The sequence below is a fragment of the Anoxybacillus tengchongensis genome, assembly GCF_014201585.1.
In the GTDB taxonomy this organism is placed as follows: Bacteria; Bacillota; Bacilli; order Bacillales; family Anoxybacillaceae; genus Anoxybacillus; species Anoxybacillus tengchongensis.
Genome location: NZ_JACHES010000014.1, coordinates 1 through 16,891 on the forward strand (window position 1 = coordinate 1; position 16,891 = coordinate 16,891).

Annotated in this window: 19 protein-coding genes and 1 rRNA gene; 19 read left to right on the plus strand and 1 reads right to left on the minus strand. The window is 39.2% G+C overall.

Going from position 1 to position 16,891, the window contains the following annotated elements:
- The 9 genes from rrf to rsmI all read left to right on the plus strand — a co-directional run.
- A 5S ribosomal RNA gene (gene rrf / locus HNQ82_RS12710) occupies positions 1–93 on the plus strand; the annotation flags it as partial.
- Between the two features lie 149 nt (positions 94–242).
- Complete coding sequence (locus HNQ82_RS14715) at positions 243–404, plus strand: sigma factor G inhibitor Gin (protein WP_281380833.1); 162 nt, start codon at positions 243–245, stop codon at positions 402–404.
- Between the two features lie 81 nt (positions 405–485).
- Positions 486–1,910, plus strand: coding sequence for an aminotransferase class I/II-fold pyridoxal phosphate-dependent enzyme (locus tag HNQ82_RS12720; RefSeq protein WP_183250113.1), 1,425 nt, complete (start codon positions 486–488; stop codon positions 1,908–1,910).
- 1 nt (position 1,911) lies between these two features.
- Positions 1,912–2,541 carry a dTMP kinase gene (gene tmk, locus HNQ82_RS12725; protein ID WP_183250115.1) on the plus strand — a complete coding sequence of 210 codons (630 nt, stop codon included), beginning with the start codon at positions 1,912–1,914 and terminating at the stop codon, positions 2,539–2,541.
- 10 nt (positions 2,542–2,551) lie between these two features.
- A complete protein-coding gene (holB, locus tag HNQ82_RS12730) occupies positions 2,552–3,550 on the plus strand; it encodes a DNA polymerase III subunit delta' (RefSeq protein ID WP_183250116.1) in 999 nt (332 codons plus the stop codon).
- A complete protein-coding gene (locus HNQ82_RS12735; protein WP_032101721.1) occupies positions 3,543–4,370 on the plus strand; it encodes a PSP1 domain-containing protein in 828 nt (275 codons plus the stop codon). The genes holB and HNQ82_RS12735 overlap by 8 nt, the downstream gene beginning before the upstream one ends.
- A gap of 15 nt (positions 4,371–4,385) precedes the next feature.
- On the plus strand, positions 4,386–4,733 hold the full coding sequence (yabA, locus tag HNQ82_RS12740) for a DNA replication initiation control protein YabA (RefSeq protein ID WP_183250118.1): 348 nt from the start codon (positions 4,386–4,388) through the stop codon (positions 4,731–4,733).
- A 54-nt stretch (positions 4,734–4,787) separates the two neighbouring features.
- A complete protein-coding gene (locus tag HNQ82_RS12745) occupies positions 4,788–5,522 on the plus strand; it encodes a tRNA1(Val) (adenine(37)-N6)-methyltransferase (protein WP_183250120.1) in 735 nt (244 codons plus the stop codon).
- 6 nt (positions 5,523–5,528) lie between these two features.
- The gene (gene rsmI, locus HNQ82_RS12750) at positions 5,529–6,395 is read left to right on the plus strand and encodes a 16S rRNA (cytidine(1402)-2'-O)-methyltransferase (protein WP_183250122.1); all 867 of its coding nucleotides are present in this window, start codon (positions 5,529–5,531) and stop codon (positions 6,393–6,395) included.
- A 33-nt stretch (positions 6,396–6,428) separates the two neighbouring features.
- On the opposite strand, the gene abrB is transcribed toward rsmI, so the two are convergent.
- Positions 6,429–6,713 carry a transition state genes transcriptional regulator AbrB gene (gene abrB, locus HNQ82_RS12755; RefSeq protein WP_183244424.1) on the minus strand — a complete coding sequence of 95 codons (285 nt, stop codon included), beginning with the start codon at positions 6,711–6,713 and terminating at the stop codon, positions 6,429–6,431.
- 494 nt (positions 6,714–7,207) lie between these two features.
- Here abrB and metG point away from each other — a divergent pair, with 494 nt between their 5' ends.
- The 10 genes from metG to HNQ82_RS12805 all read left to right on the plus strand — a co-directional run bounded on the left by metG (position 7,208) and on the right by HNQ82_RS12805 (position 16,842).
- Positions 7,208–9,157, plus strand: a complete 1,950-nt coding sequence (metG, locus tag HNQ82_RS12760; protein ID WP_183250124.1) for a methionine--tRNA ligase — start codon at positions 7,208–7,210, stop codon at positions 9,155–9,157.
- A gap of 116 nt (positions 9,158–9,273) precedes the next feature.
- Complete coding sequence (locus HNQ82_RS12765; RefSeq protein WP_183250125.1) at positions 9,274–10,041, plus strand: TatD family hydrolase; 768 nt, start codon at positions 9,274–9,276, stop codon at positions 10,039–10,041.
- Between the two features lie 204 nt (positions 10,042–10,245).
- Positions 10,246–11,439, plus strand: a complete 1,194-nt coding sequence (locus tag HNQ82_RS12770; RefSeq protein ID WP_183250127.1) for a resuscitation-promoting factor — start codon at positions 10,246–10,248, stop codon at positions 11,437–11,439.
- Positions 11,440–11,500: 61 nt separating this feature from the next.
- Positions 11,501–12,073 (plus strand): ribonuclease M5, encoded by a 573-nt coding sequence (rnmV, locus tag HNQ82_RS12775; RefSeq protein WP_183250129.1) that lies wholly within the window; start codon positions 11,501–11,503, stop codon positions 12,071–12,073.
- Positions 12,066–12,953: a 16S rRNA (adenine(1518)-N(6)/adenine(1519)-N(6))-dimethyltransferase RsmA gene (gene rsmA / locus HNQ82_RS12780; RefSeq protein WP_183250130.1), complete on the plus strand. Its 888-nt coding sequence runs from the start codon at positions 12,066–12,068 to the stop codon at positions 12,951–12,953. Before rnmV ends, rsmA begins: the two co-directional genes overlap by 8 nt.
- Before the next feature lie 294 nt (positions 12,954–13,247).
- The gene (yabG, locus tag HNQ82_RS12785) at positions 13,248–14,126 is read left to right on the plus strand and encodes a sporulation peptidase YabG (protein ID WP_183250132.1); all 879 of its coding nucleotides are present in this window, start codon (positions 13,248–13,250) and stop codon (positions 14,124–14,126) included.
- A gap of 201 nt (positions 14,127–14,327) precedes the next feature.
- Positions 14,328–14,597 carry a biofilm formation stimulator Veg gene (gene veg / locus HNQ82_RS12790; protein ID WP_004888526.1) on the plus strand — a complete coding sequence of 90 codons (270 nt, stop codon included), beginning with the start codon at positions 14,328–14,330 and terminating at the stop codon, positions 14,595–14,597.
- A 127-nt stretch (positions 14,598–14,724) separates the two neighbouring features.
- Positions 14,725–15,591: a 4-(cytidine 5'-diphospho)-2-C-methyl-D-erythritol kinase gene (gene ispE / locus HNQ82_RS12795; protein ID WP_183250135.1), complete on the plus strand. Its 867-nt coding sequence runs from the start codon at positions 14,725–14,727 to the stop codon at positions 15,589–15,591.
- A 12-nt stretch (positions 15,592–15,603) separates the two neighbouring features.
- Positions 15,604–16,428, plus strand: coding sequence for a pur operon repressor (gene purR, locus HNQ82_RS12800; RefSeq protein WP_032101710.1), 825 nt, complete (start codon positions 15,604–15,606; stop codon positions 16,426–16,428).
- Positions 16,429–16,461: 33 nt separating this feature from the next.
- Entirely contained in the window at positions 16,462–16,842 is a 381-nt protein-coding gene (locus tag HNQ82_RS12805) for a RidA family protein (protein WP_032101709.1), read from the plus strand.
- The last annotated feature ends 49 nt before the right edge of the window (positions 16,843–16,891 follow it).

Consider the following 16,891-nt stretch of genomic DNA (forward strand, 5'->3'; position numbering starts at 1 on the left):
ACACCCGTTCCCATCCCGAACACGGAAGTTAAGCTCTCCAGCGCCGATGGTAGTTGGCGGGACACCGCCTGCGAGAGTAGGACGTTGCCGGGCAAATAGAAAGACCAAGACTAAATTGTCTTGGTCTTTTATCTTTTTTTACCTTCCCGCACCAAATGATCGTTTTTTAAGTATATTGTTATATGAAACTGGGAAAACTGTTAGCGGGAGGTGGAGAACGGATGTCTTATAGTAAAACTTGTATGATATGTAACGAACAAAATAAAAATGGAATTTATATTTTTCATCATTTCATATGTATGAATTGTCATAACGATCTCATTCAAACTGAAACAAATGATGAGAAATATAAATTTTACGTTGATCGGTTGAAAAAAATAGGAGAGAATAAAATATATTCATAACTCAAGGCCCCTACTATGATTAGGGCCTGTTTTATTTTAATATAAATGTATAAAACAACATGAGTGAGGAAGCGGATAAAGATGGATCAGACAAACACACCTTTATATACGCTTTTATGCGAACATGCCTCAAAACAACCTATTTCATTTCATGTGCCAGGGCATAAATATGGAGCTGTGTTTTATGAAGAAGCTCTTTTTTCTTTTGCGCCATTGTTGCATTTAGATGTAACTGAGCTTTCACATTTAGATGATTTACATCATCCAACAGGAGCAATTGAACAAGCGCAACAGTTAGCGGCAAATTTGTATGGGGTAAAACGCACATATTTTTTAGTTAACGGTTCTACGGCTGGTAATTTGGCTATGATTGCAGCCGCGTGTGAAAAAAATAAAAAAGTCATTGTACAACGTAATTGTCATAAATCCATTTTGCATGCGCTACATCTTGTTGGGGCAACACCAATTTTTATTTCCCCAGAATTTGATGAAGATGTTCAAGTGATGTCTTTTGTGTCTTTTGAAACAATTTGTAATACGTTGCGCGAGCACCCAGATGCTGCTGCACTCATTTTAACAAATCCAAACTATTACGGTATGGCTATTGATTTAACAACAATCGTTCAATTAGCACATTCTTATCGAGTACCAGTTTTAGTTGATGAGGCACATGGTGCTCATTTTGTGCTCGGAGAACCTTTTCCAAAATCATCTGTTGAGTGTGGAGCCGACATTGTTGTACAATCGGCCCATAAAACACTTCCAGCCATGACGATGGGATCTTTTCTACACTTTAATAGCGAACTTATCGATGAACGTATGTTGAGATACTTTTTGCAAGTTTTCCAGACGAGTAGCCCGTCTTATCCAATCATGGCTTCACTCGATTTGGCACGCGCTTATGTAGCACGACAAACGCGTGAAACGATTGATGAAATAATTGTTCAAATTCAATTGTTTAAACAAGAATTGCGGACAATTGAAGCGATTCATGTTGTGGAATCAAGACATCCGCTTATTCGAACAGACTTATTAAAGATTACGTTACAAACACGTAGCGCACATTCAGGATATGAGTTACAACAATTATTAGAAAGAAATGGAATATTTACAGAGATGGCTGATCCGTATAATGTATTGCTTGTCTATCCGCTTGCGAAAATGAAACAACTACCAGCCATCGCAGATCGTATAAAGCGTGCGTTGCAATCTATTCGTAGCAAGCCGAAAAATGAACGAGTGCAATTCCAGTTACCGAAGCATTGCCATGCGGTAAGTTACGAATGGACGAAAGGTCGCCAAACAAAAAAAATTTTGCTTCACGATGCAATTGGGTGTGTTTGCGCTCAAATGGTTGTCCCTTATCCACCCGGGATTCCTATTTTACTTATCGGGGAAATTGTAACAAAGCAGCATATTGAGCTCATTCAGCATTTGAAGAAAACGGATGCCTATTTTCAAACAGATATAGACGGAGATTACATCGAAGTGTTCCAGGAGGTATGATATGAACTATTTATTTTTTTCATTTGAAGGTCCCGAGGGGGCAGGGAAAACAACGATCGTCCACATGCTAAAGGATTATTTAACGGAACAACATGTTGATGTTGTGGCGACACGTGAGCCAGGAGGAATCGATATTGCTGAGCAAATTCGTGCAATCATTTTACATCCTCATAATGAACGAATGGATGCCCGAACAGAAGCTTTGCTTTATGCTGCAGCGAGACGACAACATTTAGTTGAAAAAGTAATTCCTGCGTTGAAAGAGGGGAAAATAGTTCTTTGTGACCGCTTTATTGACAGCTCTCTAGCTTATCAAGGTGTAGCGCGTAGTTTAGGGATAGATGAGATATTAGCTATTAATGCGTTTGCCGTTGAGAATTGGATGCCTACATTAACGATTTATTTCGATATTGACCCAGCGCTTGGATTAGCGCGCATTCGCGAAAATGGATTGCGTGAAGTTAATCGACTTGATTTAGAGGAGCTAGCGTTTCATGAACGAGTACGTGACGGATATATGATGCTAATGGAACGTTTTCCAAACCGTATAAAAAAAGTCGATGCCACCCAATCGGTAACAAAAGTGTTTGAAGACGTATGGGCACTGATTGAGCCTTTGATTAGAAAGTGAGGGGGTTGTTATGTCTTGGAAAACGCTTGAAACAAATCAACCGCATGTAGCAAAAATGATCGTTAACAGCATTAGAAAAGAAAGAGTGGCTCACGCCTATTTATTTGAAGGACAAAAAGGGACAGGCAAAAAGGAAGCGGCTCTTTTATTTGCTAAACGCCTTTTTTGTTTAGCAAATGTATATGATGAGCCTTGTGAAGCATGTGTCAACTGTCGACGCATTCAATCTGGTAATCATCCAGATGTTCATCTTGTTTCCCCAGATGGAAACTCCATCAAAAAACAACAAATTGAACAGTTACAAGAGGAGTTTACAAAAACGGCTGTTGAATCGAGCCGTAAATTATATATTATTGAACATGCTGATCAAATGACTGTTCAAGCAGCCAATAGTTTATTGAAATTTTTAGAGGAACCGTCAGCGAAAACGGTAGCGATTTTGTTAACAGAGCAGCTTCATCGCATACTTCCGACAATTGTTTCACGTTGCCAAGTGATTTCTTTTCATCCATTGCCAACAGAGCGAATATACGCTTATTTACAACAACAAGGTGTAGCGCGGGGGTTAGCTATATTGGCTGCAAGAGTAACGAACAGTTTGGAAGAAGCACTTCAGCTAAGCCAAGATGATTGGTTTGCACAAGCACGAAAAATAGTGGTACAATTATATGAAGCATTAAACAAGCAATATGTACAAGCGTTGCTTGTCATTCAGCAACATTGGCTCACTCATTTTACAAATAAAGAGCAAATGAATATAGGATTAGACTTATTATTATATTTATATAAAGACTTGTTATATGTATTACTTGGAGAAGAACAACAAATTGCATATGATGATTGCATGACTGAATTTCAGCAGTCGCGTTTTCTTTATTCTGAAAAGCAAATTGCTCAACATATGAGAGCGATTTTACAGGCAAAAGCGCGGTTGCATACGAATATGAATCCGCAGCTTTTAATGGAACAGTTAGTATTGCAGTTGCGGGAGGGATCTGCGTTTGTATGAAGTTGTAGGCGTTCGTTTTAAAAAAGCAGGAAAGATTTATTATTTCGATCCGGGAGACTTACCAATTTCAAACGGTGACTATGTTATTGTTGAAACGGTTCGTGGTATTGAATTTGGAAAAGTTGTTGTAGCTAAAAAACAAGTCGATGAAAAAGATATTGTTTTACCGTTAAAAAAAGTTATTCGCTTGGCCGATCAAAAAGACAAACTTGTTGTAGAAGAAAATAAAAAAGCAGCAGAAGAAGCGTACGACATTTGTTTGAAAAAAGTAGAAGAACACGGACTAGAGATGAAGCTCGTCGATGTGGAATATACATTTGATCGTAATAAAATCATTTTTTATTTTACTGCTGATGGACGAGTTGATTTTCGTGAACTTGTCAAAGATTTGGCAGCTATTTTTCGTACAAGAATTGAGTTAAGACAAATTGGTGTTCGCGATGAAGCGAAAATGTTAGGTGGTATCGGTCCGTGTGGGCGTATGCTTTGTTGTTCGACGTTTTTAGGCGACTTCGATCCTGTTTCTATAAAAATGGCGAAAGATCAAAATTTATCGTTAAATCCGACAAAAATATCAGGATTATGCGGTCGATTAATGTGCTGTTTAAAATATGAAAACGACGAATATGAGACTGCGAAAGAACAGCTACCTGATTTAGGAGAAATGATTGAAACTCCCCTTGGATTAGGGAAAGTGGTTGGACTAAATATTTTAGAACGAGTGCTACAAGTTGAGTTAGTTGAAAAAGAACGGGTGGTCGAGTATACAATTGACGAATTGATAAAAGAAAAAGTTCTTCCTACTCAAGCCACAGAGTGATGGGGTGGATGGCGCGTGAATAAAAAAGAGATTTTTCAATCTGTAACAAGTATCGAGGAGCAAATTGCTCATTTGTATAAACAGCTAGGGGAGCTGAAAAGTTATCTTGGAGAGCTAATCGAAGAAAATCATCATCTTCAAGTTGAAAATGACCATTTGCGTAGACGTCTCGAACAATTATCTGAGCAAAAAGTGGAACAAGGCAAAAAACAAACGAAGGCAAAATTAGTTGATATCGGTGAAGGATATGACAACTTAGCTCGTCTGTATCAAGAAGGTTTTCACATTTGTAATGTACATTACGGCAGTTTGCGGACCCATGGAGATTGCTTGTTTTGTTTGTCATTTTTAAATAAAAAATAGCCTTTCTGACGAATGGTCTGGAAGGCTATTTTGTTGTAGAAAGAGGGATGAAATATGTTGCGTGAAGACGAACGGCTTGACTATTTGTTAGCAGAAGATATGAAAATTATTCAAAGCCCATCTGTATTTGCGTTTTCACTTGATGCGGTGTTGTTAGCGAATTTTGTATATGTCCCGATTCAAAAAGGTAATTTAGTTGATTTATGCACAGGGAATGGCGTCATCCCGTTGCTATTAAGTAAACGAACAAAAGGAAAAATTATAGGTGTGGAAATTCAAGAAAAGATTTATGACATGGCGAAACGAAGCGTGCAATACAACGAATTAGAAGAGCAAATTGAAATCATTCACGGAGATATTAAACATATGCCGGCTTATGTTGGACATAGTAAATTTGATGTCGTGACGTGTAACCCTCCTTATTTTCCAACGCCAAATGAGGAAGAGATCAATAAAAATGAACATTTTGCTATTGCACGTCATGAAATTTATTGCACGCTAGAGGATGTTATCCGCGTCAGCAGTCAATTGCTCAAACAAGGTGGGAAAGCTGCTTTTGTCCATCGGCCGGAGCGGTTGTTAGATATCGTGACATTGATGAGACAATACCGTTTAGAGCCGAAGCGTTTACGTTTTGTTTATCCAAAGGAAGGGAAAGAAGCAAATACCATTTTAATTGAAGGAATGAAAGACGGAAATAAAGGATTGAAAATATTACCTCCCCTCATTGTATACGAACAAAACGGGGAGTATACGAGCGAGTTAAAACATATTTTATATGGGGAATGAGACGATATGAACGAACAAAAAAGTTTTATCGGTGAAGATGAAAAAGGGATTTTATACATTGTCCCGACGCCAATCGGCAATTTAGAAGACATGACGTTGCGCGCGATCGAAACGTTACGAACGGTTGATTTCATTGCGGCCGAAGATACACGTCAAACGAAAAAATTGCTCAGTCATTTCGATATTCATACGCCGCTTGTAAGTTACCATGAACATAATAAACAAGCGAGAGGTGAGCATATTATTGCCTCTCTTTTGCAAGGGAAACACGTCGCTTTAGTGAGTGATGCAGGAACGCCGACTATTTCCGATCCAGGTCACGAACTTGTTGTTGAAGCGTTACAAGCACAATGTAAAGTTGTGCCCCTTCCCGGGGCGAATGCAGCTATCACGGCGCTAACGGCTTCTGGACTACCGACAACTCATTTTTATTTTTACGGATTTTTATCCCGTCATAAAAAAGAAAAGAAGCAAGAGCTTGAACAATTAAAACATATAAAGGATACGCTTATTTTTTATGAGGCACCGCATCGTCTTCAAGAAACGTTAACGATCATGCATGATATATTTGGAAATCGAAAAATGGCTGTGGCGCGAGAACTAACAAAAAAATTCGAACAATTTATTCGTGGAACGATTGAAGAAGTGATCCATTGGGCAGAACACCATGAAGTACGAGGAGAGTTTTGCCTTCTTGTGGAAGGGAATCATATGCCAGATGAAGAATCAGTATGGTGGGATGATTTAACGATTGTTGAACATGTCAATTATTACATGGAAGCGAAACAATATACTTCGAAAGAAGCAATTAAACAAGTAGCGAAAGATCGACAATTGCCAAAACGGGATATATATGAAGCGTATCATAAGTAAAAAAGTTTCTCTAGAAAAATCTAGAGAAACTTTTTATTTTGATTGTTGAAGAAGGTTTTGAATTTCTTGTAATAATGCTTCTGCGCCTTCTTTGCTTAAAATGATTTTTCCATCAGCAAGTTTAAAGTTGTCATCAGATACTTCCCCAGTGACTAAGCAAGTCATGTTTGGCTTGTATTTTTTCAAAATGATGCGTTCATCATCTACATAAATTTCTAACGCATCTTTTTCTGCGATTCCTAATGTACGGCGCAATTCGATTGGAATAACAACACGACCTAATTCATCGACTTTACGAACAATACCTGTTGATTTCATATTCTTTCTCCTCTCCTTTTTTCATCTTTTTTCGTCAATATTCGACAAAATCTCTATGGATTTATCATAACAACTTTTCCATTAAGCGTCAATCCTTTTATATGCAACAATAAAAAAAAATGTATGTTTTACATGTCGTTGCATATAAAATTCGACAAAATTATAGTTGAAATGACAAAAACCAAATGATTTTACAAGAGATGCATAACAGTTTTTAACTACTTTTCAAGACGATACAAACCTTATTATAAGGATTATTCGACAAAATTCAACATAAATTCGACAAAATCCTCGTTATTTTTTCGACAAAATTCGACACAAGTGAGCTGTTTACCGACAATCTCATGTCGAATAGTTGACAGCGCTCTCTATTTTTATGTATATTTTGGTGAGATAAGAGGAATAGATGTATTGATCAAGAATACAAGTATGTAATCGCTCTCGTCCTTTGGGCGGGAGCGTTTCTACTACACGTGCAACAAGGAGGGGTAAAAGTGACGAAAAAGACGTTTTATATTACTACACCTATTTACTATCCTAGCGATAAATTACATATCGGTCATGCTTATACGACAGTTGCTGGTGATGCAATGGCGCGATATAAACGGATGCGTGGCTACGACGTGATGTATTTAACAGGAACGGACGAACATGGTCAAAAAATTCAGCGAAAAGCAGAAGAAAAAGGGGTTACTCCACAACAGTACGTCGATGAAATTGTTGCAGGGATTAAGGAACTGTGGAAAAAGCTTGATATTTCTTATGATGATTTTATTCGTACGACGGAACAACGTCATAAACAAGTTGTTGAAAAAATTTTTGCTCGCCTTTTAGAACAAGGGGATATTTATTTAGACGAATATGAGGGATGGTATTGTACCCCGTGTGAATCGTTTTACACCGAGCGACAATTAGTTGAAGGGAATTGTCCAGACTGTGGGCGTTCTGTAGAAAAAGTAAAAGAACAATCGTACTTTTTCCGCATGAGCAAATATGTCGATCGTTTATTAGCGTTTTATGAAGAAAACCCACAATTTATTCAGCCAGAATCGCGGAAAAATGAAATGATCAACAATTTCATCAAACCGGGATTAGAAGACTTAGCTGTGTCACGAACGACGTTTGACTGGGGCATCCCTGTTCCTGGAGATCCGAAGCACGTCATTTATGTATGGATTGATGCGTTGTCAAACTATATTACTGCGTTGGGATATGGAACAGACAGCGATGAAAAATATAAAACGTATTGGCCGGCTGATGTTCACCTCGTTGGCAAGGAGATTGTTCGCTTCCATACAATTTATTGGCCAATTATGTTGATGGCTTTAGATCTTCCGCTTCCGAAAAAAGTGTTTGCACACGGTTGGTTGCTTATGAAAGACGGAAAAATGTCGAAATCGAAAGGAAATGTCGTTGATCCCGTTACGTTAATTGATCGGTATGGATTGGATGCGTTGCGCTATTATTTGCTTCGTGAAGTGCCGTTTGGGTCAGATGGTGTGTTTACACCAGAAGGTTTTGTCGAACGCATTAACTACGATTTAGCGAACGATTTAGGAAACTTGTTAAATCGGACAGTAGCGATGATCGAAAAATATTTTGCCGGTCGCATTCCTGTATATAGCGGCACGCACACATCATTTGACGGACAGCTTGTGCAAACGGCATATGATACGGTAAAACAGTATGAGGAAGCGATGGAACAAATGCAATTTTCCCAAGCTCTAACAGCTATTTGGCAGCTCATTAGTCGCACGAACAAATATATTGATGAAACACAACCATGGGTACTAGCAAAAGACGAAGCTGCACGTGAGCAATTGGCTTCCGTTATGTCACATTTAGCAGAATCTCTCCGCTATGTAGCTGTTTTATTGCGGCCGTTTTTAACGGCAACGCCAAAACAGATGTTTGCCCAACTTGGTATTCAAGATGAACAGCTGATGAGTTGGGATAGTTTACAAACGTTTGGCGCTTCACAACAGGAGCGAACGGTTGCGAAAGGTGCACCACTGTTTCCGCGTTTAGACGTTCAAGAGGAAGTACAATACATTCAATCACAAATGAAAGGGACAGTAGCAAATACAGAAGAAAAACAAGAACAAAGCGAGGAAACAAGTGAAGAAATTACAATTGACGATTTTATGAAAGTAGATTTGCGTGTGGCACAAGTTGTTCACGCTGAGCCGATTCCAAAAGCAGATCGTCTGCTTAAACTGCAACTTGATTTAGGATATGAAAAACGTCAAGTTGTATCCGGCATTGCGAAATATTACAAACCTGAAGATTTGATCGGGAAAAAAGTTATTTGCGTGACAAATTTAAAACCTGTGAAATTGCGCGGAGAGTTATCACAAGGCATGATTTTAGCAGGAGAAAAAGATGGTGTATTATCATTGGCAACAGTGGATGAATCACTTCCAAACGGAGCAAAAGTAAAGTAAAGAGGTGTTGCAAAGACACCTCTTTGTTTCTATTTTGTAATGCAATTGTTATATAGCTGTGATTTATGTAACGATATTGTATGGTAAACTGAACATCGGAAGAAAAGAGGGGTCATATGTTATTTGATACACATGCACATTTAAATGCGACACAATTTAACGAAGATGTTGAACAAGTCATTGAGCGAGCACGTGCAGAAGGTGTGTCACATATTGTCGTTGTCGGTTTTGATCGCCCGACCATTCAGCGGGCAATAAAATTAGCTGAGCAATACTCTTTTATTTATGCAGCTGTCGGATGGCATCCTGTTGATGCAATTCATATGACGGATGAAGATCTCACTATGATTGAACGTTTAGCATCACATCCGAAAGTCGTCGCACTTGGTGAAATGGGACTAGATTATTATTGGGATCAATCGCCAAAAGAAGTACAAAAAGAAGTATTTCGAAAACAAATTCGTTTAGCGAAAAAGGTAAAATTGCCGATAATTATACATAATCGCGATGCGACAGCCGATATTGTTCACATTTTACAAGAAGAGCATGCAGAGGAAGTCGGAGGCGTGATGCATTGTTTTAGCGGAAGTATAGAAGTGGCACGTCAATGCATCGATATGAATTTTTATATTTCATTTGGCGGTCCTGTTACGTTTAAAAACGCAAAAAAACCAAAAGAAGTGGCAAAAGAAATTCCGCTTAATCGGCTACTTATTGAAACGGACTGTCCATATTTAACGCCACATCCGTTTCGGGGAAAGCGGAACGAACCAAGCTATGTAAAGTATGTTGCTGAAGCGATCGCCGAATTAAAAGGGTTATCTTTTGAAGAAGTTGCTCAAAAAACGTCCGACAACGCCAAGCGATTATTCGGCATTATTTGATAGAGAAACGTGTCGATTGATCGGAAGACTTGTCTAAAGAAAAGATGAAACTTGATCGTTCTACATCTTTTTTCACAAGCATACAATAGGCTTGTCGACAAGTCTTTCTTCCCTTATGAAAGAATATTTTTAATAATAGATAATAAGCTTCATAGAAAGGGAGGATCGTCGCGGTTATCTATCGGAAAAGGAGGCGTTTTTATTTTGATTACGTATGTAAAAACATTATTGCAATCGGCATCAAAGAAAAAGATTGCGCTTGCCACAGGAGGATTTTTAGCTTTATCTAGCATGACGGGGTATGCCAGTTATGAATGGACGAAAGAAACAGTTACGTTATATGCAAACGGAAAGGAACAGAAAGTACGCACGCATGCGAATACAGTCGCTGAACTATTAAAAGAACAAAACATTGAGCTGAAACAAGAAGATTTTATCTCTCCCTCCCCACAAGCAAAAATTGTTGATCATTTAACAGTCAAGTGGGAAGAAAGCAAACCGATTGTGTTAGTCGTTGATGGGGTAGAAAAAAAATTAAGAACGACAGCTAAAACGGTGAAAGATGTGTTACACGTTCAGCAAATCCAGCTCCGTGAATATGATCAAGTATTACCGAACGTCGATGAAAAAGTGAAAGAAAACATGAAAATTGTTGTAAGCAAAGCATTCCCGATTACATTAAATGACGGCGGCAAACAGCAACAAGTTTGGTCTACTTCGACTACGGTCGCTGACTTTTTAGCTAAACAACATATTACATTGCGGGAGATGGATCGCGTTCAACCAAAATTGAATGAAGTGATTCAACCAAACACAAAAATAAACATTGTTCGAGTTGAAAAAGTCACCGATGTAGTGGAAGAACCAGTCAATTATATCATTGTGAAAAAGAAAGATGCACAACTAGAAAAAGGTAAACAAAAAGTAGTTAGCGAAGGAGAAAAAGGGCTTGTCGCTAAGCAATATGAAGTCATTTTAGAAAACGGCAAAGAAGTATCGCGCAAGCTTATTAAAACAGAGACAATTAAGCCAAGCAAAAATCGTATTGTTGCAATTGGAACGAAACAAGCTCCGAAAATATTAGCTTCTCGTGGAAGTCATGAGGCAGCTGAAGAACTTTACGTGATTGCTACAGCTTATACAGCATATTGTGGTGGATGTTCTGGCACAACAGCAACGGGTGTCAATTTGCGTTCAAATCCAAACGCAAAAGTGATTGCGGTTGATCCGCGGGTCATTCCGCTTGGAACGAAAGTATACGTAGAAGGATATGGATACGCTGTTGCAGCCGATACAGGTGCAAATGTGAAGGGATATAAAATCGATGTATTTTTCCCAGATCAATCAGCTGCATATCGCTGGGGAACAAAACGTGTGAAAATAAAAATTATAAAATAACTACAGAGGATTTCACGATCCTCTGTTTTTTTCGTTATAATGGGTGAAGAACAACTGAAAGATGGAGGATTTTATGAAAATTAAGGAAATTATCGTTGTCGAAGGGCGAGATGATACAGTAGCGATTCGTCGTGCGGTAGATGCTGATACGATTGAAACGAATGGAGCAGCCATTAATGATGAAACGATCGAACGTATTCGTTTAGCACAACAACAGCGAGGGGTGATTATTTTTACGGATCCTGATTATCCGGGTGAAAAAATTCGGAAAACAATTGCTGAGCGTGTTCCGGGATGCAAACATGCATTTTTAACGCGTGAAGAAGCGCGAGGGAAACACGGTAAAGGTCTAGGGGTTGAGCATGCTTCTGTTGAAGCGATCCGCACAGCGCTATTAAGCGTGTATGAAGAAATGATTGATCCGAAAGAAGAAATTTCATTCCAACAGCTTGTCGATGCAGGATTAATCGGTGGTCCACTAGCACGCGCTCGCCGTGAACGGTTAGGCCAATTATTAAAAATCGGATATACAAATGGAAAACAGCTGCATAAACGGTTACAAATGTTTCAAATTTCAAGAGAACAATTTATAGAAGCGATGAAGCACGTCATGCAGGAGGAACAACATGTATAAAGATATTGCTACACCGACTCGCACGAAAGAAATTTTAGAGAAATATGGGTTTTCGTTTAAAAAAAGTCTTGGACAAAATTTTTTGATTGAGCCAAATATTTTACATCGTATCGTCGATTTTGCTGAGCTTTCTGAGCGAACAGGTGTCATTGAAATTGGACCGGGAATCGGGGCGCTTACAGAGCAACTAGCGCGACGAGCGAAAAAAGTAGTCGCATTTGAAATTGATCAACGGCTTCTTCCCATTTTAGCTGATACGCTTTCTCCATATCCGAACGTGTCCATTATTCATCAAGATGTTTTAAAAGCAGATGTGCAACAAGTTATTGCAGAACAATTTATGGATGTTGACGATATTATGGTTGTTGCTAATTTACCGTATTACGTCACAACACCGATCATTATGAAACTGTTGACTGATCGTCTTCCTATTCGCGGTATGGTCGTTATGTTACAAAAAGAGGTAGCCGAGCGCATGGCAGCAAAACCAGGAACGAAAGATTACGGTTCCTTGACGATTGCTGTGCAATATTATACGCACGCAGAAACAGTGATGCATGTGCCACGAACTGTATTTATGCCAAAACCGAATGTGGACTCTGCAGTCATTCGGTTATTGAAGCGCGAACAACCTGCTGTCTCTGTTACAAATGAAGATTTTTTCTTTACGGTCGTTCGTGCGAGTTTTGGACAACGACGGAAAACGATTTTAAATAATTTAATGAGTCAATTGCCAAATGGCAAGGAGAAAAAAGTACAAATTGAAAAAGCACTTGAAAATGCTCGTATTGATCCAAAACGTAGAGGAGAGACGCTCAACATTGCCGAATTTGCTACATTAAGCGAACAACTATATCACATTTTTTATCAAGAGGCATAATGCCTCTTTTTTTTAAAAAAAGGTAAGAAAGTATAAAATTTCAGGATTAGGTGGAACGCTGTCTAGCTCCAAGCGCCATCGGTGTGATTCGCTCCGCCCCTTTCTTTCGGTGGCTAAGCCTCCTCGGTGAGGCTTGTGCGATCTTCGTGGAGCCAAGGATGGCGACATTTCGCCGTTGCCCGCAGGATGCGGGCTGCCTTTAGGCGAAATTGGGGGCGCTTTGCGCTTTTCTTAACACGTTCTATCCTTTCGTTGCATATGTTACAAACAAAACAAACGAAAGGGCGGACGTGTATGATTCAAGTTGGGGACATTGTTGCGCGGAAATCGTATGAATGTGATGTTTTGTTTCGAGTTATTGATATTAAAGAAAAAGAGGGAGAAAAAGAAGCGATCTTATATGGAGAAGATGTTCGACTCATAGCTGATGCTCCTTTTTCCGATTTAGTTGTTATTGATGAACGTGAAAAAAAGAGACGGAAAGAAGAAGAAAAACAACATATTGAGCAATGTTACAAATTGTTGCGTCAAGATTATCGTTTGTTACGGGAAAAAAGCGAATATGAATCAACAGGTGGATACGAAGTAAAAATGGATTTTTTTCAACTTCCTGGCCGAGTGCTTCATATAGACGGTGATCCGCTTTATTTACGAAAATGTATGCAGTTGTATGAGCGAATTGGAGTTCCGGTATATGGTGTCCATTGCCACGAAACAGACATGCCTGATCGCATTATTCCACTACTTGAACAAGTTCGTCCTGATATTTTAGTTGTAACTGGGCATGATGCGTATTCAAAATCAAAAGGAGCGATCGATGATTTAAAAGCGTATCGTCATTCGAAATATTTCGTACAGACGGTGAAGCAGGCCCGAAAAAAAATCCCGAATCTCGACCAACTTGTGATTTTCGCTGGAGCGTGTCAATCTCATTTTGAATCACTTATTCGAGCAGGTGCTAACTTTGCAAGCTCCCCTGCGCGTGTCAATATTCATGCACTTGACCCTGTATATATCGTTTCACGCATTAGCTTCACTCCTTTTATGGATCGTGTCAACGTATGGGATGTGCTACGAAATACATTAACGGGGGAGAAGGGACTGGGCGGTGTCGAAACGCGAGGCGTCTTGCGAACGGGAATGCCATTTCGGACGATAGATGAGCAAACATAACATACTTCTTGTCTTTTTGCCATCGTGGTAAAAAGACAAGAATATCATTTTATTTTTTAACACTTTTTGTACATAATTTTTTTATTATTGTCCATAATAAAGACAAAAGTATTGACATAAAATATTCTTTGTTGATATAATTCTTATTTTTTGACTTATTACATTTCGTTTGTTATACTACTTAATAGTGAGGTGGATACGATGGGAAAAACATTGTCGGAAATTAAAAAAGTGTTGGATTCGAATCTCGGTAAAAGATTGACGTTAAAAGCGAACGGTGGGCGTCGAAAGACAATCGAGCGTTGCGGCGTGTTAGCCCAAACATATCCGTCCGTATTTGTTGTTGAACTGGATCAAGAAGAAAACGCTTTTGAACGTGTATCATATAGTTATGCAGACGTGTTGACGGAAACGGTACAGCTGACATTTTTAGATGATGAACAAGTAGCGATGAGCAGCTCACATTCATGATGGTTAAGGAGGCGACCAATATCGGTGGTCTCTTTTTTTATGTGTATGGAAAAGGCACGTATTTGTTCACTATTTTTTGTGGTAAAATGTCGATAGGAGTTTGAAGTCGGAAAAGTAGGTGAACAGTTTGAGGTTGTTAGTGAAAGCACCAGCGAAAATTAATTTATCTCTAGATGTGTTACATAAGCGTTCAGACGGTTACCATGAAGTAAATATGGTGATGACGACGATTGATTTAGCTGACCGTGTGGAGTTAACGGATTTGTATAGTGATACGATTCAAATTATTTCACACAATCGCTTTGTGCCAGATGATGAACGAAATTTAGCATATCAAGCAGCTAAACTTCTGAAAGAAAAGCTAGGTGTTCGTCGTGGTGTGGCGATTTCTATCACGAAACATGTTCCTGTTGCGGCAGGTCTTGCAGGTGGAAGTAGCGATGCAGCGGCAACGTTGCGCGGATTGAATAAACTTTGGGGACTAGGTTTAAGTTTAGACGAACTTGCAGAAATTGGAGCGGAGATCGGATCGGATGTTCCATTTTGCGTATATGGGGGGACAGCGGTTGCGAGAGGACGGGGGGAAAAAATTGAGCATATTCCGGCCCCTCCACCATGTTGGGTCATTTTAGCAAAACCAACAATCGGTGTATCAACAGCAGATGTATACCGAAATTTACAATTACAATCTGTTCATCATCCAGACGTAGATGGTATGGTTGCGGCGATTAAAGAGAAAAATTATGAAAAAATTTGTGCGCTTGCTGGGAACGTTTTAGAAAGTGTTACATTAAACATGCATCCTGAAGTAGCGCAAATTAAAGAACAAATGAAACGTTTCGGTGCAGATGTATCGTTAATGAGTGGAAGCGGACCAACCGTATTTGGACTCGTTCAACACGATTCACGTTTACAACGAGTATATAACGGTTTGCGCGGTTTTTGTGAACACGTATATGCTGTTCGATTAATTGGAGAAAGACACGAACAATAAGGAGGTTATTACATGAAATTAAGGCGGAGTAGTCGGCTTGTAGATATGACGCATTATTTGCTTTACCATCCACATCAGCTCGTCCCGCTTACTTTTTTTGCGGAACGATACGGATCAGCGAAATCGTCAATTAGCGAGGATTTGGCTATTATTAAGCAGACATTTGAACAACAAGGGATCGGTTTGTTGCGCACGCTTCCTGGGGCAGCAGGGGGAGTACAATACGTACCGAAAATGTCAGAAGCAGAAGCGAAACAATTTATTCAACAATTATGTACACGCCTAGCAGATCCTGATCGTTTATTGCCAGGAGGTTATTTATATATGACTGATCTACTTGGTGATACGCGCATCGTTAACCAAATTGGACGATTGTATGCTTCTGCGTTTGCGCATGAACAAATTGATTTTGTTGTGACAGTTGCAACAAAAGGGATTCCCCTAGCCTATGCTGTTGCGAGCTTTTTAAATGTACCTGTCGTCATTATTCGTCGCGACAGTAAAGTGACGGAAGGGTCAATGGTCAGTATCAATTACGTATCTGGTTCATCGAAACGTATTCAAACGATGGTGCTATCGAAGCGAAGTTTAAAAGAAGGAGCCAACGTATTAATTGTAGATGATTTTATGAAAGCGGGCGGAACGATTAATGGCATGATTAGTTTGCTTGCAGAATTTCGTGCCAATGTTGTTGGTATCGGTGTGCTCGTCGAGTCGGAAGAAGCAGAAGAACGACTTGTCGATGAATACGTTTCCCTTGTGAAACTGACATCGGTTAATGTAAAAGAAAAACAAATTACAGTAGAAGAAGGAAACTACTTTCATTTTGTCAAATAAATAAAACGATTTTTACATACAGGAGGAAGAGGCATGAAAGTTGTACACACAAATCAAGCTCCACAAGCGATTGGACCATACTCACAAGGCATTATTGTTAACAACATGTTTTACAGCTCTGGTCAAATTGCTTTAACACCAGAAGGAGAGATGGTACAAGGAGATATTCAAGCACAAACGCATCAAGTGTTCAAAAATTTACAAGCAGTGCTTGAAGCGGCAGGAGCGTCCTTAGAAACGGTTGTGAAAACAACAGTATTTTTAAAAGACATGAACGATTTTGCGGCGATGAATGAAGTATATGGACAATATTTTTGCAATCATAAACCAGCGCGTTCTGCTGTTGAAGTTGCGCGCTTACCGAAAGATGCGTTAATTGAAATTGAAGTGGTTGCACTTGTCAAACAATCGTAAAAAATTTTTTTCATGTTAGCAGGAAAATAAAAAACAGTGTGGAATAAAT

Bases quoted from the DNA above. Each gene is read 5' to 3' on its own strand.
- HNQ82_RS14715 (WP_281380833.1), top strand. From the start codon at position 243: ATGATATGTAACGAACAAAATAAAAATGGAATTTATATTTTTCATCAT.
- HNQ82_RS12720 (WP_183250113.1), top strand. From the start codon at position 486: ATGGATCAGACAAACACACCTTTATATACGCTTTTATGCGAACATGCC.
- tmk (WP_183250115.1), top strand. From the start codon at position 1,912: ATGAACTATTTATTTTTTTCATTTGAAGGTCCCGAGGGGGCAGGGAAA.
- holB (WP_183250116.1), top strand. From the start codon at position 2,552: ATGTCTTGGAAAACGCTTGAAACAAATCAACCGCATGTAGCAAAAATG.
- HNQ82_RS12745 (WP_183250120.1), top strand. From the start codon at position 4,788: ATGTTGCGTGAAGACGAACGGCTTGACTATTTGTTAGCAGAAGATATG.
- rsmI (WP_183250122.1), top strand. From the start codon at position 5,529: ATGAACGAACAAAAAAGTTTTATCGGTGAAGATGAAAAAGGGATTTTA.
- abrB (WP_183244424.1), bottom strand. From the start codon at position 6,713: ATGAAATCAACAGGTATTGTTCGTAAAGTCGATGAATTAGGTCGTGTT.
- HNQ82_RS12765 (WP_183250125.1), top strand. From the start codon at position 9,274: ATGTTATTTGATACACATGCACATTTAAATGCGACACAATTTAACGAA.
- rnmV (WP_183250129.1), top strand. From the start codon at position 11,501: ATGGAGGATTTTATGAAAATTAAGGAAATTATCGTTGTCGAAGGGCGA.
- rsmA (WP_183250130.1), top strand. From the start codon at position 12,066: ATGTATAAAGATATTGCTACACCGACTCGCACGAAAGAAATTTTAGAG.
- yabG (WP_183250132.1), top strand. From the start codon at position 13,248: ATGATTCAAGTTGGGGACATTGTTGCGCGGAAATCGTATGAATGTGAT.
- veg (WP_004888526.1), top strand. From the start codon at position 14,328: ATGGGAAAAACATTGTCGGAAATTAAAAAAGTGTTGGATTCGAATCTC.
- purR (WP_032101710.1), top strand. From the start codon at position 15,604: ATGAAATTAAGGCGGAGTAGTCGGCTTGTAGATATGACGCATTATTTG.
- HNQ82_RS12805 (WP_032101709.1), top strand. From the start codon at position 16,462: ATGAAAGTTGTACACACAAATCAAGCTCCACAAGCGATTGGACCATAC.